At 59.3% G+C, this 22,451-nt stretch carries 24 protein-coding genes; 11 read left to right on the top strand and 13 right to left on the bottom strand.

What is annotated here, in order from left to right; genetic code table 11:
- Window positions 1-2: 2 nt before the first annotated feature.
- A complete protein-coding gene (locus QRM57_RS12105) occupies window positions 3-1,553 on the bottom strand; it encodes an ABC transporter substrate-binding protein (protein WP_284986785.1) in 1,551 nt (516 codons plus the stop codon).
- A gap of 439 nt (window positions 1,554-1,992) precedes the next feature.
- Window positions 1,993-2,625 carry a GntR family transcriptional regulator gene (locus QRM57_RS12110; protein ID WP_284986786.1) on the bottom strand — a complete coding sequence of 211 codons (633 nt, stop codon included), beginning with the start codon at window positions 2,623-2,625 and terminating at the stop codon, window positions 1,993-1,995.
- A 263-nt stretch (window positions 2,626-2,888) separates the two neighbouring features.
- On the opposite strand from QRM57_RS12110, the gene QRM57_RS12115 reads away from it, so the two are divergent.
- From QRM57_RS12115 to QRM57_RS12135, 5 genes are read left to right on the top strand one after another with little or no spacing between them, the layout of a single operon-like run.
- Window positions 2,889-3,683, top strand: coding sequence for a carbon-nitrogen family hydrolase (locus QRM57_RS12115; RefSeq protein ID WP_284986787.1), 795 nt, complete (start codon window positions 2,889-2,891; stop codon window positions 3,681-3,683).
- 7 nt (window positions 3,684-3,690) lie between these two features.
- Window positions 3,691-4,374: a DUF2848 family protein gene (locus tag QRM57_RS12120; protein WP_284986788.1), complete on the top strand. Its 684-nt coding sequence runs from the start codon at window positions 3,691-3,693 to the stop codon at window positions 4,372-4,374.
- Window positions 4,374-5,849: a 4-hydroxyphenylacetate 3-hydroxylase family protein gene (locus QRM57_RS12125; RefSeq protein ID WP_284986789.1), complete on the top strand. Its 1,476-nt coding sequence runs from the start codon at window positions 4,374-4,376 to the stop codon at window positions 5,847-5,849. The genes QRM57_RS12120 and QRM57_RS12125 overlap by 1 nt, the downstream gene beginning before the upstream one ends.
- 2 nt (window positions 5,850-5,851) lie before the next feature.
- Entirely contained in the window at window positions 5,852-6,223 is a 372-nt protein-coding gene (locus tag QRM57_RS12130) for a cupin domain-containing protein (protein ID WP_284986790.1), read from the top strand.
- Window position 6,224: 1 nt separating this feature from the next.
- Complete coding sequence (locus tag QRM57_RS12135; protein WP_284986791.1) at window positions 6,225-6,749, top strand: flavin reductase family protein; 525 nt, start codon at window positions 6,225-6,227, stop codon at window positions 6,747-6,749.
- Window positions 6,750-7,097: 348 nt separating this feature from the next.
- Here the strand turns inward: QRM57_RS12135 and QRM57_RS12140 are convergent, their stop codons facing one another.
- Genes QRM57_RS12140 through mobC form a run of 3 tightly spaced genes read right to left on the bottom strand, consistent with a single transcriptional unit; the run spans window position 7,098 to window position 10,381 of the window.
- Window positions 7,098-8,318, bottom strand: coding sequence for a hypothetical protein (locus QRM57_RS12140; RefSeq protein ID WP_284986792.1), 1,221 nt, complete (start codon window positions 8,316-8,318; stop codon window positions 7,098-7,100).
- 30 nt (window positions 8,319-8,348) lie between these two features.
- Window positions 8,349-9,986, bottom strand: a complete 1,638-nt coding sequence (locus QRM57_RS12145; protein WP_284986793.1) for a relaxase/mobilization nuclease domain-containing protein — start codon at window positions 9,984-9,986, stop codon at window positions 8,349-8,351.
- Between the two features lie 2 nt (window positions 9,987-9,988).
- On the bottom strand, window positions 9,989-10,381 hold the full coding sequence (gene mobC, locus QRM57_RS12150) for a plasmid mobilization relaxosome protein MobC (protein WP_502868644.1): 393 nt from the start codon (window positions 10,379-10,381) through the stop codon (window positions 9,989-9,991).
- A gap of 222 nt (window positions 10,382-10,603) precedes the next feature.
- Here mobC and QRM57_RS12155 point away from each other — a divergent pair, with 222 nt between their 5' ends.
- Together QRM57_RS12155 and QRM57_RS12160 are read left to right on the top strand one after the other, a co-directional pair.
- Complete coding sequence (locus tag QRM57_RS12155; protein ID WP_284986794.1) at window positions 10,604-10,906, top strand: hypothetical protein; 303 nt, start codon at window positions 10,604-10,606, stop codon at window positions 10,904-10,906.
- Between the two features lie 189 nt (window positions 10,907-11,095).
- Window positions 11,096-12,154 carry a HEPN domain-containing protein gene (locus QRM57_RS12160; RefSeq protein WP_284986795.1) on the top strand — a complete coding sequence of 353 codons (1,059 nt, stop codon included), beginning with the start codon at window positions 11,096-11,098 and terminating at the stop codon, window positions 12,152-12,154.
- A 467-nt stretch (window positions 12,155-12,621) separates the two neighbouring features.
- Here QRM57_RS12160 and QRM57_RS12165 read toward each other — a convergent pair whose 3' ends face one another.
- The 4 genes from QRM57_RS12165 to QRM57_RS12180 all read right to left on the bottom strand — a co-directional run bounded on the left by QRM57_RS12165 (window position 12,622) and on the right by QRM57_RS12180 (window position 15,083).
- Complete coding sequence (locus tag QRM57_RS12165) at window positions 12,622-13,236, bottom strand: hypothetical protein (RefSeq protein WP_284986796.1); 615 nt, start codon at window positions 13,234-13,236, stop codon at window positions 12,622-12,624.
- A 61-nt stretch (window positions 13,237-13,297) separates the two neighbouring features.
- Window positions 13,298-13,876, bottom strand: coding sequence for a recombinase family protein (locus tag QRM57_RS12170; protein WP_284986797.1), 579 nt, complete (start codon window positions 13,874-13,876; stop codon window positions 13,298-13,300).
- Window positions 13,873-14,727: a nucleotidyl transferase AbiEii/AbiGii toxin family protein gene (locus QRM57_RS12175; RefSeq protein WP_284986798.1), complete on the bottom strand. Its 855-nt coding sequence runs from the start codon at window positions 14,725-14,727 to the stop codon at window positions 13,873-13,875. The genes QRM57_RS12170 and QRM57_RS12175 overlap by 4 nt, the downstream gene beginning before the upstream one ends.
- Entirely contained in the window at window positions 14,727-15,083 is a 357-nt protein-coding gene (locus QRM57_RS12180; protein WP_284986799.1) for a transcriptional regulator, read from the bottom strand. Before QRM57_RS12180 ends, QRM57_RS12175 begins: the two co-directional genes overlap by 1 nt.
- A 545-nt stretch (window positions 15,084-15,628) precedes the next feature.
- Here QRM57_RS12180 and QRM57_RS12185 point away from each other — a divergent pair.
- Both QRM57_RS12185 and QRM57_RS12190 read left to right on the top strand, forming a co-directional pair.
- The gene (locus tag QRM57_RS12185) at window positions 15,629-16,486 is read left to right on the top strand and encodes a S1 family peptidase (protein WP_284986800.1); all 858 of its coding nucleotides are present in this window, start codon (window positions 15,629-15,631) and stop codon (window positions 16,484-16,486) included.
- Window positions 16,487-16,820: 334 nt separating this feature from the next.
- Complete coding sequence (locus tag QRM57_RS12190) at window positions 16,821-17,312, top strand: hypothetical protein (protein ID WP_284986801.1); 492 nt, start codon at window positions 16,821-16,823, stop codon at window positions 17,310-17,312.
- Window positions 17,313-17,445: 133 nt separating this feature from the next.
- On the opposite strand, the gene QRM57_RS12195 is transcribed toward QRM57_RS12190, so the two are convergent.
- A complete protein-coding gene (locus QRM57_RS12195) occupies window positions 17,446-17,757 on the bottom strand; it encodes a hypothetical protein (RefSeq protein WP_284986802.1) in 312 nt (103 codons plus the stop codon).
- A 139-nt stretch (window positions 17,758-17,896) separates the two neighbouring features.
- Window positions 17,897-18,748: a hypothetical protein gene (locus QRM57_RS12200; protein WP_284986803.1), complete on the bottom strand. Its 852-nt coding sequence runs from the start codon at window positions 18,746-18,748 to the stop codon at window positions 17,897-17,899.
- Between the two features lie 383 nt (window positions 18,749-19,131).
- Here QRM57_RS12200 and QRM57_RS12205 point away from each other — a divergent pair, with 383 nt between their 5' ends.
- Entirely contained in the window at window positions 19,132-19,710 is a 579-nt protein-coding gene (locus tag QRM57_RS12205; RefSeq protein ID WP_284986804.1) for a recombinase family protein, read from the top strand.
- Between the two features lie 709 nt (window positions 19,711-20,419).
- Window positions 20,420-21,031 carry a beta/gamma crystallin domain-containing protein gene (locus QRM57_RS12210; protein WP_284986805.1) on the top strand — a complete coding sequence of 204 codons (612 nt, stop codon included), beginning with the start codon at window positions 20,420-20,422 and terminating at the stop codon, window positions 21,029-21,031.
- A gap of 163 nt (window positions 21,032-21,194) precedes the next feature.
- Here the strand turns inward: QRM57_RS12210 and QRM57_RS12215 are convergent, their stop codons facing one another.
- Both QRM57_RS12215 and QRM57_RS20980 read right to left on the bottom strand, forming a co-directional pair.
- Window positions 21,195-21,635 carry a hypothetical protein gene (locus QRM57_RS12215; protein WP_284986806.1) on the bottom strand — a complete coding sequence of 147 codons (441 nt, stop codon included), beginning with the start codon at window positions 21,633-21,635 and terminating at the stop codon, window positions 21,195-21,197.
- Between the two features lie 224 nt (window positions 21,636-21,859).
- Window positions 21,860-22,192: a PadR family transcriptional regulator gene (locus tag QRM57_RS20980; RefSeq protein ID WP_350309844.1), complete on the bottom strand. Its 333-nt coding sequence runs from the start codon at window positions 22,190-22,192 to the stop codon at window positions 21,860-21,862.
- Window positions 22,193-22,451: the final 259 nt, after the last annotated feature.

Below are 22,451 nucleotides of genomic sequence, written 5' to 3' on the forward strand. Positions count from 1 at the left end.
GTCTACTTACCCGGTTTCAATCCGAGACCAGTCAACGAGCCGGAGTTCGTGAATACCTGGTTGTCTCCAGTGCCGCTGGTATCGATTTTCGAGTCTTTGACGACCAGTACCGGCACCTTGACCAGGGAGTGGTTGAACGAGACGTCCAGCAGGTACTTGGTGATCTCCTGGAGTGCTTTCGGAGCCGCTTCCGGTGATGCCTGCTCCACCGCAAGGCGGAGCTCGTCATACTTGGGATCGCTGAAGTGCTGAGGCGAAGTGGGCGTTGAGCTGAAAACAGGAGTGGAAGCCATCAAAGTGGCAGGTGTTGAGACATCGGTCGCATCGTAAAAAAGGTACGAGGGACCAAGATCGCCGCGAAGCAGTCGGGAGACTGCGTCATTTCCTTCAATCTGCACGGCCTTCGGTTTGAAGCCGGCTTGTTCCAGGCCGCTGGCAATGATCTCGTAGAAGCTCATGTAGAGGGCGCTGGTGGGGAAGATCAATGGTACTTCTGCCCCCGCGACGCCGGCTTCCTGGACGAGCTTTTTGGCTTTCTCCGGGTCGTAACTGTATTGGCTGTTGAGGGTTTCATCCCAGCCTGGCTCGTCCTTGTCCCACCATGTGGCCGCCGCTTCCCCTAATCCGGATCCGGCCTGCTCGATCAGCCGCTTACGGTCGATGGCATAGCCCACTGCTTGCCGCGCGAGCTTGTTATCGAACGGGTAAGCCGTGACGTTCATTCCCATGCCGACGCTCATGGAAGCGACCTCGACGGTGTCGAACTTGGGATCCTTACCGAGCAGGGTGGCATCCTGGGTTGCCATGCCAAAGGCCATATCCGCCCGTCCACTACGAAGCGCAGACTGCTGAGCAGTGGCATCGGAGACCACGACGACGTCGATGTCTTCGTACGAGACGCTGGCTGCGTCCCGGTAGTCGCTGTTCTTCTTAAGTTTAAGTTCGTTGCCAGGCTTCCAAGACTCCCATTTGTACGGACCTGTGCCGTTTACGACCGAACCGTCGGCGATTCCGCTGTACGTGTTCTTGTCGAAGATGAAGGTTTGGAAGAAGAGATCCCACATGTTGGCCGTAGGGCTGGCGAAAGTTACGGAAACCGTGGAAGCATCGGTTGCCGCCACGTCGGTGACCTTTGCGGCGACAGCGAATGCCTTGGAATTGTTCTGAGGCAAGGCAGCCTGCTTGAGAGAAAAAACGACGTCCTCTGCGGTGAGTGGTCGACCGTCGTGAAATTTCACATTCTGTTTGAGCTTGAACTCAACCTTGGTCAGATCTTCGCTGACCTGCCATGTATCCGCAAGCACCGCCTGCGGGTCTCTCGAATTTGTTGCTGCGCGAACCAGGGGTTCTAGAACCGGCACAAACCACTGGCTTTGTCCGAAGACCTGGTTGGGTGCGGCGTCAGCGGCGCTTACAACGGTGAGAGTCTTGTCCACTGCCGGCTGCCCGGTTGTGCCGCTGCATGCGGACACGGTAACCATCAGTGCGATGGCGCATCCGGCGACCAGGTTTTGCCTCCAGCGTTTGGGGGTGCTCCATGTTGGAGTTTTCATAGTTGTTCCAATTCCCGCCGAGCACCTCTAAGGAAGTGCGATCTGGGCGTGTATGCAATCAGAGAGTCGGGCACTCGAGTGGCTAATGAACCTTCAGTCCACGAGTTGTATACAGACTATATACCGACATGTGAGCCTTGTCACCAGCGGATCAAGTTGTTTTTAGGGCAGGAAGCGCCTTGCAGGGTGCGCTCTGCGGCCGGATTGTGGCCAGATGCGAGGCGTGGGCTTAGAGCACGTGCGATGCAGTCGCTTTACGCGAGCGGAGGTGGGGTCGCTCCATGGTGGAAATGGGTGGGCTATTGGCAGTCCGATGGGCCCCAACGTCGGGCGAGCGATTTGAGGGCTCGTTCCTCACTTTGACGTGTACGCAGGGTTTGAGCCGAGGCTGCGCGCTAAGCGCTCATGCGGCAGTTTGAGCGGAGGCTTTTGGAGTTGTTTAGTAGCCGATGACCGCTTGGCGGGTCGAGTCCAGGTGTGCGTCAATGGCCCCGTGAGCGGCTTGGATACTGCGGGCCCGTAGTGCATCGACAATCGATAGGTGCTCCCGCAGAACGTCCCGGGCCCGCTCTGTTCCTTGGCTCACCGCCCGGACTCCAATCCGTAGCTGCCGCTGCCGAAGGGAGGCGTAGAAGTCCGCAAGGATGGGGTTGCCCCCCGCGCGTACCATCAGGGTGTGGAATTCGGTGTCCAGTTCAATAAACCGCGCGGGGTCATCTAAGGCTTCCGCCTGCAGGTCGATGATTCGCTGGAGCGCGTCAAGCTGACCGTCCGGAATGGCCTCAACGGCCATAACCGCCCACTTCTCAACGACAGCGCGAGCCTGGAGGAGCGCCCGGACGTCGGGATCGGAAATGGGGGGAACGTACGCGCCTTTGTGGGGGATTCGCTTGACGAATCCTTCCGCTTCCAGTCGCAGGAGTGCTTCCCTGACGGGCGTGCGTGAAGTTCCCGTGGACTTGGCGAGGACCGCTTCGTTGAGAAAGGTCTCTTCCTCCCGCGGCAAGGCCGCGATGTAGCTCTTCATCCATTGGTAAGCAACTTCGGGTTGGGACTGAACTGCGGGAGTCATCTGCATCATCGAAAGCCTTTCTGCAATGTTCAGTATACGAGCTGCATTCACTGAACTACGGTCCGAGGGAAATTGAAATAGACTAGCTGTATACAAGTAGTCTACAGTGTTGCCCAACGTGATGTCCCTCACCGCCTTAGCTCTGCGGTAGTCGGCGTTACGGGCAATCCGAGGCCCATTGAAGCCCGATAGGTGGCTCCGCAGGGCATCGTTCCCACGCGCTCACTTGACGGCCGCTAGGCGGCCGTCAGTTAGGAACTTCCATGAAAATTGCACTCGTCCAGGTGGCCAGCCCGGACTCCGAAACCCGTGAGGAACGGATTCACCGTGTAGAGGCGATACTGCGGGGCATCAAGGGCGCTGAACTGATCGTCCTCCCGGAACTGTGGAGCGCCGGCTATTTCCATTTCGATGAATACCAGGCCCTGGCGGAAACGCTGACCGGGCCCACGGTGTCCATGTGCGCACGGATAGCAGCGGAACAAGGCGTCCATCTTCACCTGGGCAGCATCATCGAGGCCGGGGAAAACGGCCGACTCAGCAACACGTCCATTCTGCTGGGACCGGACGGCAGCGTGGTCCACACCTATCGGAAGATCCACGTCTTTGGCTACAAGTCCAAGGAATCCGATCTGCTCACCGCAGGAACCTCGCTGCCGGTAGTGGAACTCCCCTTCGGAGCCACGGCCGGAATCACCTGCTATGACCTCCGCTTCCCGGGACTGTGGATGGAGCTCAGCAACCGCGGCGCGGAAATCGTCATTGTTCCGGCAGCCTGGCCCGCGGCCCGGCGCGAACATTGGCGGCTCCTCACCACAGCGCGGGCCCTGGAGCACCAGATCTTCGTGGTGGCCTGCAACGCGGCAGGCACCCAGGAAGGAGTGGAACTGGGAGGCCACAGCCGCGTCGTCGACCCGGCCGGGAACGTGCTCGCGGAGGCTGACTCCGGCGAATCCGTGCTTCTGGTGGACATCGACCCTGACCAGGTCAGCACAGTGCGCAACGAATTCCCGGTCATTAACGACCGCCTCGCCAGCTACCAAACTTTGACCGTTTAGGAGAACCATGGAAACAACACGGCAAGTCCCGCTCACCCTCAGGGTGGTGGACACGGACACAACAATCACGCTCATGGACTTCCACGCAGTGGTGGCCGGCTACACGGGACGGGATCCTGAAGCAGTCCAGCACCACATCGATGAGCTGGCGGCCATTGGAGTAGCGCCGCCGCCGGAGGTACCCATGTTCTACCGCATGGACTCTGACCTGTTCGAGACCTCGGGCGAGCACGACGCATCGGAGAACCTGACGTCCGGCGAGATCGAACCCCTCTATATCCGCCACGAGGGGAAGTTCTACCTGGGCATCGGATCCGACCACACTGACCGTGACATCGAAGCCACGGACATCGGCGATTCCAAGCGGGCATGCCCCAAGCCGGTCGCGGGCGAGGTCATCGCCGTCGAATCCCTGGCGGACCTCGACCTCGACCAGTGCACTGCACGCTCCTGGGTGGATGGCGAGTTGTACCAGGAAGGCCCGTTGAGCGGCCTGCGCAAGCCGGCCGACGTCGTCGAACGCCTTTTGGCCCGCACGGACATCGGTGACGCCGACTTCATGTGCCTTGGCGGAACTCTGCCCCTGCTGGACGGGAAGTTCGTTGATGGAACTTCCTGGAAGTTGGAGCTCTCGTTCCCGAATGGGATCACCATTGAACATAACTACAAAATCAAGAAAGGCTCACTCTGATGAGGACCGGAAAAGAGTACCTGAAGTCCCTGAATGACGGCCGGACGGTGATCCTCGACGGCGAGGTGGTCGGCAACGTGCTGGAACACCCGGCCTTCGCGAAGGTTGCCCAGACCATGTCCGAGTTGTTCGATATCGCCGCGGATCCCGCGAACGGCATGCAGTTCCACTCCGAGGAGATCGACGGACCGGCCAACCGGACCTTCGCAGCACCCCGCACACAGGAGGAACTGGTCCTGCGCCGGCAGGCCATCGAAACCTGGGCCAAGCACACGCACGGCTGGGTTGGCCGCAGCCCTGACCACGTCGGCACCTTCTTCGCAGCATTCGGATCGCACGCGGACGTCTTCAACAACGAGGAACGCGACTTCGCCGGCAACGTGGAGCGGTACTACAAGAAGGTCCTGGCCGAGAACCTGTACCTTTCTTACGCCATCATTCCCCCGCAGGTCTCCCGCGCAACCACAGCGTCAGGGTGGGAAGGCGAATACCTGCAGGTCGGCGTCGTGCGTGAAACCGAGGAAGGCATAGTTGTCCGCGGCTCGCAGATGCTGGCCACCGGTGCCGCGATCGCCGACGAAGTATTTGTCACCTGCATCAAGCCGCTGGGGCCGGACGACGTGGACTTCGCCGTCAGCTTTGCCATCCCGGTTGCCACCGACGGCCTGAAACTTTACTGCCGCCGCCCGTTCGCGCCGGCCGCCACCAGCGACTTCGACTACCCGCTGACCAGCCACTACGACGAGCCGGATGCCTTGGTGGTGTTCGACGACGTCCTCATCCCGTGGGACCGCGTCTTCATTAACCGGAACATCGACACCCTCCGCCGCCAGTTCTTCGAGACCGGCGCGCACGCCCTGGGCAACTGGCAAGCGCAGATCCGTTTCTCCACCAAGCTCAAGTTCATTGCCTCCGTGGCCCGCAAGGTCACCCAGGTGAACGGTACGGACAAGATCCCCGGTGTCCAGGAGAAGCTCGGCGAACTCGCGGCCATTGTGCAGTCGGTTGAGTCGGCCGTCCTCGCTGCCGAATACACCGCAACAACGGACGACGCCGGCATGCGGGTGCCCGGGAAGGCTGCACTTTACGGGGCCATGGGCCTGCAGTCCGAAACGTACCCGCGGGTCATCTCGATCCTGCGCGACCTGGTGGGCGGCGGCGTGCTGCAGTTGCCTTCCAGCATCGCGGACATGACCAGCAGCGTCACCCGCCCGGACATGGAACGCTACGTGCAGTCCCCCGGAGTTGCCAGCGAGGAACGGGTCAAGCTGTTCAAGCTTGCCTGGGACATCATTGGATCCGAGTTCGCCGGCCGCCACCAACAGTACGAGATGTTCTACGCCGGTGCTCCGTTCGTGGTCCGCGGCGCCTACACCTACAGGAACTACGGCTACGACGCACTGGTCGCTGAGCTGGACACGTTCCTGGGTTCCTACAGCATCGACAGCACTGTCAACGGCACGGACGGAGAGTAACCATGGCAAAGCCCGAATTCGAGTTCACCCCCGTCTCATCGGTGGACTTCGCACCCTGCCACCCGCACATCGAGGGCCTGTCCGAGGCCATCCTGGCGCGGGATTCGGACAACGACAGTGTCACGCGCATCCTGAAGTTCGAGCCCGGCACGGACACCTCCCCCAACGGCGTCCTCACCCATGACTTCTGGGAAGAGGTCTTCATCTTCGAGGGCTCGTTCGTGGACCAGCGCCTCGGCAAAACCTTCAAAGCCGGAGACTGGGCCACCCGCCCGCCGGGCATGGAACACGGACCGTGGGTCTCGGAAAACGGCGCCAAAATGTTCGAAGTCCGGTACTACACGGACCGGGTCCCAGCGGAGCGGAGCAATTGACATGAGCCTGGCACCAGCCTTCACCATCCCCGATGCCATGGGCATGCGCCGCGCCATGGGCCGCTTCCTCACCGGTGTCGCCGTGGTCACCACCCAGCACGAGGACGAACAGTACGGGATGACCATCAGCTCGCTGACCTCCATCAGCCTGGAACCACCCATCCTGATGATCTCGCTGAACTTCGGTACCCGGACCGGCGAGGCCTTAATGGAAAGCGGCAAGTTTGCGGTGTCCATCCTCGGCGCGAAGCAGGAATCAGTGGCCCGGCGGTTCGCTGTCCGCGGCGGCGACCGGTTCGGCGACGGCGACTTCGACATCACCGACAACGGCCTTCCTGTGATCAAGGGCGCCCTCGCCCAAGCGGACTGCACCGTTGTACAGCAGTACGACGTCGGCGATCACCAGGTCTTCTTCGGCCAGGTCACCACGTGCCGGGACCGGGACGGCGACGTCCTCGCCTTCAAGGCCGGCCGCTTCGGCTCGTTCAACGACTTCGGCCACACAGAAGTCCCCTGGATGTTCTAAGTTATCTAGAGACAACTCGGGGCCGTGACGGCACCCTAGTCTGATAATGGGCGCTCTACAGTACCGAGAATGGAAGAGGCGGACGGTGTAGACCGTGCGCCTCTTCTTCGGTGGGCGTCGTTCCCGGGCTGGTCATGCATCTGAAGCGGACGTAACTGGTTTAGTCGCTCGGAACCTTGGACCGGCGCTAACTACCGCTACGTGGAGCCTTTGATGGATGACGATCTTCACAACCATTTGCAGCAGCCGTTGGTGCAAATGTGTTCGGTTTGTCCCCAGCGTCCAAGGAAGATGCCGGGGTGCCGCTGAGCTCAACCTTTACGCGCGAATTACTGGTGCTGCTGGAAATCAACGCGACAACCCGCTTTTGCCGCGCTCAACGCCCATGGTTGATCCTGTACGGGATTTCCGGGCTTTGGTGGCTTTCCCGGTTGTTACGGCCGCGCTGGGGTGTGTGCCTTCGCTGCGGGCGGCTGCGAGACGGCCGCGGATCTGCCTTTCGTTGGCACCGGTATCGGCTAGGGAATCCGCGAATTTCTGGTGGTGTTCGGCGGAACCGTAGCCAGACTGTGCAGCGGTTTCGGTTTTCAGGCCCTGGTCTTTTAGCCGACTACTGTCATTTCCGGTAACGCGGTTCTCGATCTCCCGGCCGATGTCCTCCATGCGGGCAAAAAGTTCCTTCTCGGCCCGCTCGTACCTCTGTTCCTGCGTCGACCATTTGTCGCCCTTGAATCCGCCCTCTGCCAGCAGTTTGGCTTCGTGGAGGTTCTTGGCTGCGTCCACGAAGGCAGGGTCTTTGAAGTGTTCTTCGCCGGCACCGTTCACGTTGGCCGTGGTCTCCTTACGGAGCTGGTCGACATCCGGCCCGTTGATGCCGTCCTTGCCGATCAGGAACATGCGTTCCTTCACAACGGCATCCGCTACCTCCAAGGCCTTGGGTGTCCTTGCGTTATGTGCCTGCTGGAGTGCTTTGGTCAGTTCGGGGTTGGCCAGGTACTCCGCCGGCACCTGGTGACGTTCCATTTCGGGGGCGAGTTTCGCTGCTTGGGCACGGAGTTCTTCGGCGCGGGCGGCCGCGATGAGTTGCGTCGCTTTCTGGTGCTCAGCATCAGATTTGTGCTCCTCTTCCTGACCACGCGCCTGCTCGTCTTTGGCCTTCTCAGTCGTCGCCGTTTGGATGCCGGCTTCGAGCTCTGCACCGACCACATCGCGGGTGTCGATGGCATACCTGGACAGCACTTCATGACGGATCTTCTCCGACGCGGCCAGGGCAGTGGGATCGTAGTCTTTCCATCCCTCAGCGACGGCATGTGCAGTAGCAATGTCGGAGGGTTGGGCGTTGTCCCACCACTGGTCCTTGTCTACGTGTGCGAGGACCGCATGGGCGGTGCTGCGTTCGGCTGCAAACCGTGCGGCGGCTTCGTGCGCGGCCTGCGCGTCACGGTGTTCCTGTTGCCGCTGCTCTTCCTGCCGTCGACGGGCGAGGGTCTCGGCTATGCGGGAGGCTATCATCAGGGACTGACGCAGTCCGCCGTCCAGCAAGTCATCCATTCCGTCTGATTCACTCATGGTGTTCCCCTTGCACTAGTGGTGTGATTCTTATCGGTCGAGTCCCGTGCCGGTGTCGCTTCGGCTGGGTTGATAGGTCTTTGCCGGTGTAGCGGTTGGTGTGGTGGGCAGCGCGGATCCAGAACGGATGGGAACCAGGCCTCGACGTGCGATATCAATTGCACGTGGAGGCACCGTTGCCTCAGCTGTTTGCTGTTGACCGGCCTCCACGGGTGCCGCCTTGGGCATGGTCCCTGTGAACGGTGCGAGCTGGTTCTCCACCACTGAACGGATGCGCTGGGCTTCCCGTGTCCGGCCGGACTGCTGATGCATTTCGTACACGGCGAAGGCGGTGTTGATCAGCTGCACCATCAGAGCTGTTTGCGCAGCAGTTTTGTTCTTACTCCACGCCGCCATGAACAACATGGCCGTCCCAGCAATGGATGGCAGCGCAATAGGTTTGCTGTGCGTCCTGGGTGCGCGGAGCTGGGCTGTTCGGGACAGTTCAGCGGCCGTAGCTGCCAGTGGCCCGGGTGTGGGTTCGAGACGGTGTGACCATGCGGCAAAAGCTCCGGAAACCTCCCGTGCTGCCTTCGCCCAGGTCGCGTGATCGTCGCGGGGAATGGAACGCAGCTGCTCAGCAAGGGCTGTCGCGTTGCGGGTGTACTCCACCCACACCTGGGCCGGTGGTGTTGCCTTCTCGGGTCCGGTCCTGGAGACGGTGCGCTTGTTGCGTGCAGCGGCATTCCATTCGGCTGCAGCTTCGGTGGCAAGGTGCGGCGAGTCCATCCACTCTTCACGCAGTGCACCCAGCTTCAAGTCCGATGCGAGCGTTCCTCCGCCGAACCAGATGGGGCGCTCCCCGGCCTTGGGCCGTTCGGCCACGGAGTACCCAACAATGACGTCGGTGGTGTTCTTGGCGTAACGCGGGCGAAGCAGCATGCCGGTCTCGCGGGCACGGCGGACGAACTCACCTTCGGTAGCTGAGGAACTGGCACTGGCACGCACCTTCCGCGCCAGGGACATACGGTGCATTTCCCGTTCGTCCCGCACGGCAGTGGCCTTCTCGGCACGATCGTAACCACGGGTGGCGTACACGGTGGAGAGTTGCTCCAGACCGTACTTAACTTCCAGTTCCCGGCAGGTCTGTTGTGCCCTCTTGTAGTCCCCGTGGGTGGATGCCTTCGTGCCATCTTCACGAACAAGTGAGACCGCAATGTGGATGTGGTGATTGCCGTTTTCGCTCGTTCCGTGGTTGACCGCAGCCCATCGGCACCGGGTCTTTCCGCTTGCCTCGGTGAAGCCCATGGAATCCACAAAGTCATTCGCAATGTCACCCCATTGCTGGTCCGTCAGTGCGCCCTCTTCGGCGCGCAGACTCAGCGAGCAATGCCAGACACTGGCGTCCTTGTAACCAACGTGGACGCGCTCCTTCTTGGAAGCGTCCCACTCGAAGTCCTTGACCTGAACGGAAACGCCGAACAGCTTGCGTGGTTGGTCAAGGTGCTTGGCGATAGCCAGAGCATCATCCCTGTCCAGTACCCCGTCGTCATACCAACTCATGATGGCCGCGTCACCTGCCACTAAATGCGGGTCACTGTGCGCATTCTTGGTCTTGTCAGAGTCGGTCGACGCCAGATAAACCATCAGACCACCCATCCGCGAACCACGAGTGATGTTCGGAATCATCCCTACATCAACCCCTCAATGGCACGGTCAATACGCATAGCCACAGAACGCAGATGCTTCAACGCTTCGCGCGCCTCAACCGGGAACTCACCCGTCGCGTTGGCCTGCCGTGCAAGCTGGTTGATGTTGTTCGAAGAACGTGCCAACAGGTTGTGCAGCTGCATCAGCTCGGCACCGATGGCACGGCGCTCGGTCGGTGAATCGGTACGTTCGGCCAGGGCCGATGAAACCAGCAGGTTCGGAACGGTCACTTTCTCCCGCTCGGCCCTCGCAACGAGAGCCGCTTCCTCTTCCACCGTGACCCACACGTCACGGCGCTTCTTCGTCCCCGCCGGAGTGTTGGCACGACGACGGCGAGACAGATTGGGGCGGTGAGTGCTTTCCTCTTCCGACAACCCAATCATTCCTTTCAAAGGCCCAGCGCAGCGACCCCGAAACGGGGACCACACTGACAAGTGTGCCGTACTCGACCGCCACTGTCGAGGACGACAAGCCACTTACACCCGTGTAAATGTATAGCTTGCTCCGCTGGGAAATGTTTGCGGGTTTCTCACACCTTCTGTGCTTTGCCCGCAAACATTCGTCCCTATTTCAGTGCCACGGGCTAGACTGGCCGCATGGACATCAACGACATTGCCGCTAAAGCGGCCGCGAAAATTGACGCTGCCAGGGACGCAAAGGTCAACGCCGTGAAGAACGCAGCGGCCAGCAGCGTCGAACTCCAAGAGGCAGTCCAATTACTGATAGCCGCCGAACAGAAGTACGCCAAGGACTACCAAACCGCCCTACGTGCAGACTGGACAGAATCCGACCTACGCAGCTTCGGCCTGGACGCCCCGGGCAGGAAAGCCGGCGGACGCCCGCGCGGCAGGAAGACCGCACGCGAAACAGCACCGAACACGGGATCATCCGAACAGTAACCCCTCGCCCACATGGGCACGGCAAAAGCTCAATCCTTCGGGCTTTTCCCGCACACATGTGGACGACGGGACCCAACTGACCGCCTGCACACAACCACCACGTCACCACCGGGACAAGCCTCACCAAAGTGAGCAGTGGCCGTGCACAGCCTCCAAGTGAATGCCCGTAGGAAGAGAAACGAACCTCTGATGGATGAGACACAGCAGCAGACCGACGATCCCTTGTCAGCATTTGAGGAAATCAAGGCGAGGCATGCCAGGCTTGAGAAGATCATGAAGGCCGCAGAGGACCGTTCGCAAATGCACGCTCAGAATGATGAACGTGAAGGCTACTTCGTCCTTATTCAAGGCTTGAGAGAACTCCCAGACGAGACTGATGAAACGCTTCCGATCGAAGGAGCCCACGTCACGACGTCCCGCCACAAAGATGGACAACTCCTGATCGATGAAGGACTCATCAGCCTTCATTCCGTGGATAACTTCCCCGGGCAAATCCATCTACACCAGGCGCTCAAGGACGAATGTGCTCACTACGTATATCAGGTCCTAGGTGAACGCCGCACAAACCTCTACGAGCTCTACATCAGCAATGACATTGCAGCCGACTCCGACCAAGCACTGGTCCTCGCCCACCGGGCTCTCTGCCTACTCAGAGCCACGGGCGGTTGCTTCTTCAAGGTTCCCTTTTGGAGTGACTCCTCCTGGAATCAAATCGCAGGAAAACAAAAGCGAGTGTTCATCAACCCCATCGCCTTGGAAGAGAACAAGACACCGCTACTCGCCAGCGGATTCATCTCCCGTGGCGACTTCAGCTGGGTGGTTCAGCGCGTTTGGCGCACGATCGAACTTTACGAAATACCAGCCTTCCGTCTCGCGTTCGATTCCCTCAGCGAAGCACCTTTTCAGTCCAGCGAACGAATGTCCATCGCCACGTCATGGGCCGGGCTCGAGTCACTACTCGGCATCGACCACGAACTGAACTATAGGATCGCCATGTACCTGGCAGTCATCCTGTCCGACGACCCCGAGACAAGACTGGAAACCAGAAAGCACGTTAAGAAACTCTATGGACTGCGATCCAAGGCAGTGCATGGATCTGAAATCAAAGAAACCGATCTCGTCCAGACAGCCGAGCAATCGTGGGTCCTTCTCCGTAACGTTCTTGTGGCCATAATCGACTCCGAAAAAGACTTGCCAACACCCGAGACACTGGATCGGATACTCCTGGGAGCATCACAGACCCACTGACGCACCGATAAAATCCAGGACCTCCCGGAAGCTGAGCCCATGCACGGCACAAACATATGAGTTTCCCATGGTCCAAGACTGGCGTTGCCGTCGCGCCATGGGGGGCGGGGCCGGGTTCTTTTCAGCCTTGGCGACACACACTGGCCGCACCGGGCCGGGGCATTGCAGGCACAGGAACCACGGGCGTGGGAAGTGTTCTCAAGCGGCAGGGGGATTTGCGTAGGGGTACTCCCAGCGATCACCCAAGACCCACCACCCAGCCCACACCAGAAACGACAGAACCCAGATAGTCAATTAGCACCTCAGCGAAAGCAGGCTGTGCACGGCCACTGCTCACTTTGGTGAGGCTTGTCCCGGTGATGACGTGGTGGTTGTGTGCAGACGGTCAGTTGGGTCCCGTCGTCCACATGTGTGCGGGAAAAGCCCGAAGGATTGAGCTTTTGCCGTGCCCATGTGGGCGAGGGGCTTTAGACGATTCTCTCTGCAGATATGCCGTGGTTTGGTAGTGGTGGCTTCCGCTCTGGTAGTCGGCTTAGGGCCTTTTCGCCGGCGGCAATCATTTCCTCGATGCTGGCCTCGACGTCGGGACTTGGGTCTAGCTTTCGTGCCACGCGGAGATTGTTGATGAACGCTGCAGCCCATTCATTCGGCGCATGGTGGGCGTCTTCTATCTGCTTCATGGTGTGGCCGCTGCCGTTCAGCTGAACCGTCGTTTGTTCGAGCAGTCCGTTGATCACTTTGTGCTCGACGCTCATCCATCGGTCGAGTCGCTTGTAGTGCTCGCTGGTTACCCCATCGACCAACTCCATCATGGATGAACGAACGCGCACGAGGACCGGCCTGAGGTCCTGTGCAAGGACATTGGCTCCCACAACATCCTGCATGGCACTAATGACTTCGCTCCACAGTTCGCGTTGCCTTGCTCGGGAGCCTTCTTCCTCAGCTCGGATCGCCCGCAGGTCGGCTGCTGCCGCGCGCTTGTCTGCCCGCGTTGCGCGACGGTCCGCACGGACGGAGATGATGAAGCCGGACAGTCCTGTTAGGCCGCCGAGGATGGCAATCCCCGTTGCAAGTGCGTCCATTGTGCGAGTCCCCTTTGAGCGATGTCTGGTTAATTCTTGCCGCTTCTTGGAGAGAAGCCATTCAAGCGGATTGTTCGGCCTGCTGTTTCCGCAGGGCGCGGCTTACGCTCATCCGACCGACACCGAGTACCTGGGCGATTTCGGTGATGGGTGTTTTCTTCGCGTGCATGGTGCGGGCCGCGTTCACCTGAGCTGCGGTCATGGTGGAAGGCCGGCCACCGACGCGGCCGCGAGCACGGGCGGCTTCAAGGCCGGCCCGGGTGCGTTCAAGCATCCTGCTGCGTTCGTGTTCTGCCAGTGCGGAGAAGATGTGGAAGATCAGTCGGCCGTCTGCGGTGGTGGTGTCGAGGAAGCTCTCTGTGAGGGACTTGAACTGGATGCCGCGTTGGTCCAGTTCTGTCACGATGCGGGCGAGGTCCGCTGTGGATCGCCCCACGCGATCTAGCTTCCACACCACTAGGACGTTGCCGGGTTGGAGGAAGTCCAGGCATCGCTGCCATTCGGGACGGTCCTGGGTGGACCCGGATGCGTAGTCGGTGAAAGTGCGGATGACTCCGGCACGGTCCAGTGCGTCCTGCTGCAGTTGGGGGTTTTGCTCGGCGGTGCTTACGCGGGCGTACCCTATGAGGTTCGCCGTCACCGAGATTTGTCCTGTTCGGTGCCTCGACCCTTGGTCTGCTTTGTTGCTTCGGCTGTAGGTGCCTGGGCCGGTGGCCGCAGCGCGTCACGTGGCGAGCCTGGGTAGGAGGCATGTACCAGCTTCATGACTTTTTCCATGCGGGGATCCACGGCTGCCGATTGTTCCTGGTTCTTCTGGGCCGGGTGCCGGCCAAGTGTCGGTGGGTTCGTGTGCAGCTGCTCGGCCCATCCGCTGAGCCGGGATTTCAGCTGTGCCAGTTCGTGTTCTCCGACGCCGTACTCCTGCACTCGAAGAGTGCTTGAAATGCGGTTTACTTGGTCGAGCTGTCGGGCAAACATTCCGACGTCGAAACCGGGGTCGCGGTCAGCTGCGAGGTCGAGCAGCTGCCCGTCAGTGAACCGCTTGGATTCCCTGATGGCATCAAGGTCAAGGTAGTCGCGAACTTCACCACGGCTGTAGACAGCAACAACTTTGCTTCCCACAGCGTCCTCGAGGCTCAGGACCGGGCCGATGGAAAGGGTTACAGGTTCAGCCGCGCGCCAGTCGACGCCCAGGTCCACTTCGACGGTTTGGCCTGTCGGGGATGTGGCAGAGAAGTTCGCGAACTGTGGTGCGTTGCGCACTTCCACGACTTCGAGGCCGCGTTCCCGCATCGCGGCCGCGAGGCGTTGTGTTGAAAGGGCGAAAGCCTCGGTGCTGGTGACGGAGGTGAACAGGTCGATGTCCTGTGTGGGGCGGTCGATGATTCCATGTTCACGGATTGCTCCGGAGCCTGCCAAAGCGAAACCTCCGCTGGCCAAGGCATCAAGCGCCAGGCGCGTGACATCACGCTGGTATTCGACGTCCCACATTAGGAGCGCTGCGCCAGCTGCGGGAACTTGTTCTCCCACAAATCACGGACGCGAATGGGAAGCATCAGCTCGTCCCAGACCTTCCCCAAAAGGCCGGCGTTGAGCAGCTGCTCCTGGTCCGCCCGCGTACCCTCACGCAGGATCGCCTGATAGGCCTTGAACACACCTTCAAGCTGCCCCAGATCGCAGTCCGCCTGTGGACCCCAATAGATGTGATGCGGCAGCGTCAGGACGCCCTCCCCCGGCCCCTGCAGAGCATCAAGGCTTGCGGCCACCTCGTATGGGATCACGTCCTGTATTAGGACGCGTGGCTCATTGGAGTGGTCGCCCGCGTGCCTGGGCTTGAGGGTAGGCATTGGTCTCTCCTGTTGGGGCGGCGGATGTTGCCGCTGCGCTTAGGTTAGCAAGAGTGCACGAAACTCAATACAGAACGTCGTTGTTCATTTTCTGGTTTCGTGCAGTGTTTCGTGCAAAAGCTGGGGGTTGGCTTCGCCTAGATGACGCGGGGCCGGGGATCCCGGCGCCGGGGGTTCTGCGGGTGCACGAATACGAACGATACGGAGCCTCCAACGCCCTGATGTGATCGGCAGAGCACAGAAGACCCAGAGCTTCTCCGACTCAGGCTCTTCCCCAGAACCTCAGGCACGCAGCTCGAAGCCCCTTTCACCCACCTGACGCCATGCGCACCAACTGCCGATCGAACTGATCGAAAACCTCCTGTTGCAATGACTACTTGAATCCGCCGATCCATCACCGGGACAGAGATTGTTTAGATAGTTCGTCGCGGAATCAGCGAGCAAGTAAACGTCGCATCGCCACACCTGGCCAAGCATCTGGTCTCGTAACCCGACGAAGTGAGTCGCAGAGTAGAGCTCCGCCCTCAAGGATGTTGAATTGGTGAATGGTTGAAAAAGCGGTATCCGCACCCACATACAGGTCCCTGTTGTTGAAGCTCTACTGGCTGAATCCCGACAACGAATACAAGGAGCTTTCGACGGGCACCGGATTCCTCGTCCACCACGAATTCCAGGACTACCTAATTACTAACCGGCACGTTCTTTCAGGGAGGGACACGTCGGGAAAATACTTGTCGTCGCACGGCGTCGCCCCGACGCACGTCCGAATCATGCACAATTCCAACTGGAAACTGGGCGAATATACTGAGCTGGAAGAACCCTTATTTGACGATGACGACGTCGATCAGCTTCGACCCCGTTGGCTCGAACATCCCCGCGGTTTTAAAGTGGATGTTGTGGCGCTGCCTCTGACTCAGGACGGCGAGGACTTCAAAAATCAGATAGTCCGGCATCGATATGAACTGCCTGATCCCACTGCGGCCAGGCCCTACCTTCGTCCATCGGATACGGTGCACATCGTTGGATTCCCTTTTGGCCTCGCGTCGCATGGGTCTTTCGCAATCTGGACTAAGGGATCAATGGCATCCGAACCAGAGTTGAGTTACGGGGATGCCCCTCGCTTCCTGGTCGATGCACGAACCCGCGAGGGACAGTCTGGTTCTCCCGTGATCGTTCACTTTTCAGCGAATACTCCGCCGATGATGTTCACGGACAACAGTATGAGGAGTCATATTGTGGAGCACTCGTATCTACTAGGCGTCTACTCAGGACGGGTAAACAAGGTTTCCGATATCGGGATTGTGTGGAAAGCCTCAATCGTGGCGACCATACTCGAGAAGAAACGCAGACACCCTCTGCCCGCAGAAGATGACTATACGGATGCCCTGATCCCGACTCTTTGATGTGATGGTGCGATTCTGGCTTAGCCGGTGGGGCGCGCCGAGTGGTAGTACCGGGTAGGTCGCGTACGCCTTAATCAGACGTCGATTCGGCATTGGCCTTTGGTCTCAAGTAGCTCACAAGGTCAGCCGGGGCTTCGACACCACGCATCTGTCTGGGCTGAGTGCGTTGACGGCCAACTTGAGCCCCGCTAGTGATCCCTGAGCGTGCTTCCGAACAGCTTCGAACATCGACATTTGACGTCACGCAGGCTGGGACCGCGAGCCTACCGACTCACGCGTCCAGCTTTGCTGCATTTGTGGACCGAGGCCAATGTGGAACGGCTACCCTAGGCTCATGAGTGAGCTTGAAGATGCGCTGGCGGATAAAAGGGCTGAAGAGGCCGCGCGGATGCTTCAGCAGGATGCGCGAGAGCGGGAAGCCAAAAAGCAGGGAGCCGAGCTGGCAAAGGAGTTTATCCAGGCAGCGGCGCGCTTAGGAATAGAGCCGGACCAAGTTCTTGAACACGTGACATTCGAGTACCACGAGCATCCCAACACCAGCAGCCGGTACCCGGATCGGACGCGCGGTAAGGATATCTCACGAGTCAAGGTTGCCGAGTGCTGGGACATTCATGGCTACCTGATGACCACGGATGGTCATCGCGCTGTCCGCACCTACGCCCGCTCCGAGACCCGCCGTCGGCTCTTCGGCAAGCCGTACAGCATCGGAGAGGAAGGCTGGGAGATGTGCGAGGTCTCTTCCGACTTCTATGGCTACATCGGTGACAACTACACATCCCTTAAAGAGATGATGGTCGAATACATCGACCGACGCAGCCGCACATAGCTTCCTTGAATGGCAGGGTAAGTCTTCGGGGCGCCTGCTCGGAAGTGACACCGCCGAGTTAGGAGCCAGCGCCGAGCACAACCCTGCCAACCGCCCAAAGAGCAGTGCACGCCCGGCAACTTCGAACTGAGGTTCAGTTACGGAGGCCGACTCCTCGGGAGGAAACGTTGTATCCAAAGGTGCACCAAACCCAGGCTTCTTGGCCGCTTCCTGCCTTCTTCCAGTCACTCTGGACGAAGGACGAGTAGAAGGGCCAATACGTCTGCTTGCAGACGGCATATGCCTGGTAATAGCCCGTACCGCCAGTGCACTTGGCAGTACTGTAGGTACCTCCACCCCCTGTCGAGCACCCGGTGGGCGCGGCCGCTGCGGATGCAACCCCGGCGAATGTTAGGGCTGTCGCGGTTGCGATTGCCGCTGCCGTAGACGCTAATTTGTGTTTCATGGCCTGCTCCTTCTGACTGAGTCGATGCGAGTAACAGCCATTTGATCAGAAAGCGTCTCTCTCCCTCTAGTTGCTGATCGCGTGCACTTAGGCGGGAGCACCCGGTCCGGTCCTCCTGTTTGGGAGGTGTTTTGTGGTCCTATTCGAGGATTCGTTTCTGTGCTGCTTCCTCCACGGAGAGACCGTCACCAGGGTCGACAAAGCCGAGATATAGGCCCATGGCGGCTGTCCCGAGGATTGAGGATTTTGTTTCGTGATCGAGGATAGGTTCATCGGTGCCTGCGAGCAGACGCATGCCCAGGCCTTCGGCAGTCGACTGGAGGATGATGTTAAAAGTCTCAAGAGAGATGCCGGGGCGGAACCGGACGTTGTGAGCCCGAAAGACCTGAGCGTATAGAGCTGTCCACGACTCCGACAGCGTGGCATACATCTTTGACAATGCATCGGATGCAACAGAGTCCGCCCCTGCGGAGGCCACGGCCAGAAGCTGGAATCTGTAGGCGGGGAGCTCAAGCACAAGTTTCAAGTCTTCGTAAGCTACCCGGTGCACGGCATCGGGGAATGCTTCAGCCGAGCTCAGCATCTCCTCGACGCTTTTAGAAAGGGCTATGTGTAGGCTCCAGTGGCGGGCAGTCAGTGCGTAGGAGATAAAGTCTGCGAGAAAATGCTGGTGCGCTGACCAGCGGTCACGGAATTTTCCAGGGGTCGGATCCAGATCAGGGGAATCTGCGATGGTCTGGGCCAGAACCTTGGGCCGCGATAGATACGACATTGTCGGGCGGACGTCATCAGCAGTGCCGAGGGATCCCAGAAAGAGTTCCTCCGTGAGTTTTAACGCAGAGACCAGAAAAGCCTTCGTTAACGGATCGTTGGCCAATTTCTGTCGGCCCCTAGTTGTGACCCTAGCCAGGTTGGTGACAATGCCCGAAAGATCGTCCGGCTCCTCGTAAGGAACCGACAAACCCTCAGCGTTCCGCCTATCTAACTCCACGTCATACCCCTTTCGCGCACCCTTACGGATACTGAACTAAAAGTAGTTCACAGACATCGTGACGGTGGTTTGTTTCGACGGGTCTGTCGTCAAGCCGGCAGGAGGCCGCGACAGAAACTCACCAGTCATCCGGACCAACACGTCACTGTTGGCCCGAAAAGCTGACCGTCAATTTCGATTTCGTGTCCCAAGCATCCATTGACATGGTTCAGCCTCCGTCAATTACGCCGGGGACCATGCCCGTAACCCGGTCCTCCACCGGCCGCCATGCGATCCCGAACGGCGCTCATCAAAATGCGCGTCATTCCGCGGAATTAGAATTCCCGTAAGACCCGCCCGCAAAACTGCCCGGTGAAGGTACCCCAAACGCTACACTCAACATCATGCTTATCGGCTACGCCCGCGTCTCCACCAACACCCAGGATCTGACCGCCCAGCGGGATGCTCTCGCGTCGGCCGGCGTGGACGCTGACGCGATCTACGTCGATCACGGATTCACCGGAACCCAGCGCGAACGACCTGGCCTTGGCAAAGCCTTGGCTGCCTGTCGCAACGGCGACACCCTCGTAGTGACAAAACTCGATCGCCTCGCGCGGTCATTGCCTGACGCTAGGGACATCGCCGATGAGCTCACCCACAAGGGGGTGGCTCTCAACCTCGGTGGCAGCGTCTACGACCCGCACGATCCGGTGGGGAAGCTGCTCTTCAATGTCCTGGGCATGGTGGCAGAATTCGAAGCCGACCTAATCCGGGCCAGAACCCGCGAAGGAATGGCAGTCGCCAAGTCCAAAGGCCGGCTACGAGGGAAACAACCAAAGCTCTCTAAAGCGCAGGAGGCGCATCTCGTAAGCCTCCACCAAGGAGGAGTGCACACCACCACCGAGATAGCTGAACTGTTTGGCGTCGCCCGCTCTACGGTCTACCGCGCCATCCGACGAGCAACACCACCGCCACCCAGGTGACAAAAGCGCCGCAAAAAATCCGACCGGAGATCCCGACACTAAAGGTTCGGCAAGCGCACCAATACGATCCTATTTGGAAATTCAGTGGGCGACTCACACTGGAGTAACGAAGCCTTGGGAGCGACAAGGACGGCAGCGCTGTTAGTTTGAAGGACTGGGTAGCATTCGGTGGAATCCCCGAGCCTACTTATGGATCATCCCCGGCGAGAAGGTGGGCTGCTCCCTCAAATCTGGCCAGTCATAGAGCAGCGGGCAGAGGCGGCCGATAAGAAATTTCATTCCCCCCTCCAGTTATGCTATTTTCTTCATACTGCCTACACAAGGCCTGATTTGGGGGATTTAAATGAGTAAGCCATGTGACATTGTTGTGTCGTCGCCGTTCAGGCCCGCACCCTCACACTTCACTCCGTAATCCTCCGAACTAGTTTCCATGTCTTGAGGTAAGGGATGATCCGGTTCGTCTAAGCGACCGTATCCCTATCCAGGTCATCGCTTCTGCATCTCTCTTGCCACAACGGTGAGTAATTTGAAGCAGAACCAGTTGACCGCCCCAGCGGCAACTTCGGACGCGCCGCGAAGCGCGAACCCCCGAAGGGAAGTTCATTTTTCGTGACCCGTACCAAGACCGCACCCAACCACAACGCGGAACCTTGATTAACAAGGCAACACCGCGCGCAAATTCAGAATCAATATCTCATTGGGGGACAATATGCGATTTATTCGCAAATCAGTACTCGTATCGGCCGTCTTTCTGACAGCCATCATGGGCATGGGGACCGGTGCTGCAAACGCTGCAGACGGCACACCGTCGTCATCTGACGGCATCGCATACGTCGGGGAAACTAGAGGCAACGCAACTGCTCCTGATGAGGTCATCACCCTCGAAAACAGTCGCAAGCTCAGTGATGACGAGGTCCGGAGCCTGTACGGCACGGATGACATGGTCCGGCAGGGAAAGACCTTGGGGGAAATCAAGAAATACTATCCCGCAACCACCGCGTCAGAGGTCAAAGCGATTAAACAGGACATTGCTTCGACCCCGCAGCTCCGCATCACCAACCCAATCTGCAACAACGTGGATTTCTACAGCATCGTCAGGGATTTCGACTACAAGGAATATTGCTTCGCAAACGCGGGATACATGGACTTCTACATGCCCAACATCTTCAAGGTATGCCCGGGGAATAATAACGGATATGTCTACTACACCCCGGCAAGCGGCGGATACTTCCAAAGCATTCCCCGTGGTCCGGTTGTGCCGAGGACACACTGCTACGGCTTCGGCATGAATGTCACCGTGACAGGCGTACGCATCAACTAATCAGATCCCCTCGCTTAAATATTGACAACGCAGGACCTTGACATTAGGTCAAGGTCCTGCGTTTCATTGTCGGAATGTTAGAGCGATGATGGGCGGTAGCCTAAGCCATATGTAAAACAGTCGAGATGCCTCTTCACGGCGCAAACTCGTCTTGTGGGCAAAGTCATCCGACGGTTTTCGAGCCGTCTTCGCGTGTACGAATGACCCGACCCTTCTCGTCCACTGGGAAATCCTCAATGGCTCTCCCTGTGGCCATGTCAATGATGACAATCGAGCTAGCGGGCCAGGCCGGGTCTGGGACCACGGTGTAGTGGGCATCAGCGACTGACAGCTGCTGACCCGCCGCAGCCTTCCGCCAGTTCGAATAGTCGACGATCTTTCCAGTGTTGGTGTTGAATGCCACGGTCTCCTCTGGGCCGGTGGGAGTGCCGTTCAAGGTCGCTGAGTTCCACCACCCCTCATAGCCGGCGATGGGTCGATCCGCCACGGGCCCCTTGAACGCCGAGTCGGCCTCTTGCCCGGTTGTGGCATTCGCCTGGATTCCGCCTGCAACGACAGCAGCCAACACTGCGGCTGCGCCCAGTGCACCTAGTACCGGTTTCATATTTTCCCCCTTAGTAATACGTGACAGGATGATGCCGCCACGATGTTTCAAGTCGTAAATCCTGGACGCGACTGACGAGCATGCAGCCGCCACCAGCAGATCGGAAGTGGATATCCCCATCCTTGGGCCGTCAAGGAGATCGGCCCTCCACTGCTCTTCACGGACGGGCCGGAGTCGTGCAGGGGTCAGTGCGAGGCAGGCAGCAAGGATTGCCTCTCTTTGCCTCATGCTGGACTCCATGCACCCTTATTGAATGCCGGTGACGGGTGGGTAGCAGCTGAAGTTTTTGATTTTTGCGTCCTTACAAAGCTCTGCGCCAGTGGACGGGCATCAGCAAGGAGGCGGTAGTATCGCCGACGAGGTCCCTTGCGCTCTTCCGTTGTCTCCCATTCCCCCTGAACCCAGCCAGCCGCTTCCAGGCGTTCCAATATGGGATACACCGTCCCGGGCTTTTTGCCGGTATCTTTGACGATCTGGAGCCCCCACACACTCTCCGCTGACAACAAAGCATCAAGGACCAGTGCAGTCGCCGGCGTGACCCGCCCCAAGTTCTCCATGGCACTAATCTAACTATATAGATATGAAAGTCAAGCGGCGCCCTGGTGCATCCTGATCGGCACGGCATCGAGAGGCGACGACGAACCGGGTGTCGACGAATGGCACCGGCTCGCCGTCAGCCTGCCGCCGTGATTCAAACTCAGCGGCGCTACCGCCCGTTAATGCGCCCTTTGCGAGGTGCGGGAACGGGTCGGTGGTCGCTACCCCGGGTCCAACGTTAGAACCGGTTGCCGCCCACGCAACCTGCCGCAAGTGCAC

This window comes from Arthrobacter sp. fls2-241-R2A-172 (genome assembly GCF_030208885.1).
In the GTDB taxonomy this organism is placed as follows: Bacteria; Actinomycetota; Actinomycetes; order Actinomycetales; family Micrococcaceae; genus Arthrobacter.

What these genes read in the sequence shown, in the direction of transcription:
- QRM57_RS12105 (WP_284986785.1), bottom strand. Translation starts at nt 1,553, where the DNA reads ATGAAAACTCCAACATGGAGCACCCCCAAACGCTGGAGGCAAAACCTG.
- QRM57_RS12110 (WP_284986786.1), bottom strand. Translation starts at nt 2,625, where the DNA reads ATGACTCCCGCAGTTCAGTCCCAACCCGAAGTTGCTTACCAATGGATG.
- QRM57_RS12115 (WP_284986787.1), top strand. Translation starts at nt 2,889, where the DNA reads ATGAAAATTGCACTCGTCCAGGTGGCCAGCCCGGACTCCGAAACCCGT.
- QRM57_RS12120 (WP_284986788.1), top strand. Translation starts at nt 3,691, where the DNA reads ATGGAAACAACACGGCAAGTCCCGCTCACCCTCAGGGTGGTGGACACG.
- QRM57_RS12125 (WP_284986789.1), top strand. Translation starts at nt 4,374, where the DNA reads ATGAGGACCGGAAAAGAGTACCTGAAGTCCCTGAATGACGGCCGGACG.
- QRM57_RS12130 (WP_284986790.1), top strand. Translation starts at nt 5,852, where the DNA reads ATGGCAAAGCCCGAATTCGAGTTCACCCCCGTCTCATCGGTGGACTTC.
- QRM57_RS12135 (WP_284986791.1), top strand. Translation starts at nt 6,225, where the DNA reads ATGAGCCTGGCACCAGCCTTCACCATCCCCGATGCCATGGGCATGCGC.
- QRM57_RS12140 (WP_284986792.1), bottom strand. Translation starts at nt 8,318, where the DNA reads ATGAGTGAATCAGACGGAATGGATGACTTGCTGGACGGCGGACTGCGT.
- QRM57_RS12145 (WP_284986793.1), bottom strand. Translation starts at nt 9,986, where the DNA reads ATGATTCCGAACATCACTCGTGGTTCGCGGATGGGTGGTCTGATGGTT.
- QRM57_RS12155 (WP_284986794.1), top strand. Translation starts at nt 10,604, where the DNA reads ATGGACATCAACGACATTGCCGCTAAAGCGGCCGCGAAAATTGACGCT.
- QRM57_RS12160 (WP_284986795.1), top strand. Translation starts at nt 11,096, where the DNA reads ATGGATGAGACACAGCAGCAGACCGACGATCCCTTGTCAGCATTTGAG.
- QRM57_RS12165 (WP_284986796.1), bottom strand. Translation starts at nt 13,236, where the DNA reads ATGGACGCACTTGCAACGGGGATTGCCATCCTCGGCGGCCTAACAGGA.
- QRM57_RS12175 (WP_284986798.1), bottom strand. Translation starts at nt 14,727, where the DNA reads ATGTGGGACGTCGAATACCAGCGTGATGTCACGCGCCTGGCGCTTGAT.
- QRM57_RS12180 (WP_284986799.1), bottom strand. Translation starts at nt 15,083, where the DNA reads ATGCCTACCCTCAAGCCCAGGCACGCGGGCGACCACTCCAATGAGCCA.
- QRM57_RS12185 (WP_284986800.1), top strand. Translation starts at nt 15,629, where the DNA reads ATGGTTGAAAAAGCGGTATCCGCACCCACATACAGGTCCCTGTTGTTG.
- QRM57_RS12190 (WP_284986801.1), top strand. Translation starts at nt 16,821, where the DNA reads ATGAGTGAGCTTGAAGATGCGCTGGCGGATAAAAGGGCTGAAGAGGCC.
- QRM57_RS12195 (WP_284986802.1), bottom strand. Translation starts at nt 17,757, where the DNA reads ATGAAACACAAATTAGCGTCTACGGCAGCGGCAATCGCAACCGCGACA.
- QRM57_RS12205 (WP_284986804.1), top strand. Translation starts at nt 19,132, where the DNA reads ATGCTTATCGGCTACGCCCGCGTCTCCACCAACACCCAGGATCTGACC.
- QRM57_RS12210 (WP_284986805.1), top strand. Translation starts at nt 20,420, where the DNA reads ATGCGATTTATTCGCAAATCAGTACTCGTATCGGCCGTCTTTCTGACA.
- QRM57_RS12215 (WP_284986806.1), bottom strand. Translation starts at nt 21,635, where the DNA reads ATGAAACCGGTACTAGGTGCACTGGGCGCAGCCGCAGTGTTGGCTGCT.
- QRM57_RS20980 (WP_350309844.1), bottom strand. Translation starts at nt 22,192, where the DNA reads ATGGAGAACTTGGGGCGGGTCACGCCGGCGACTGCACTGGTCCTTGAT.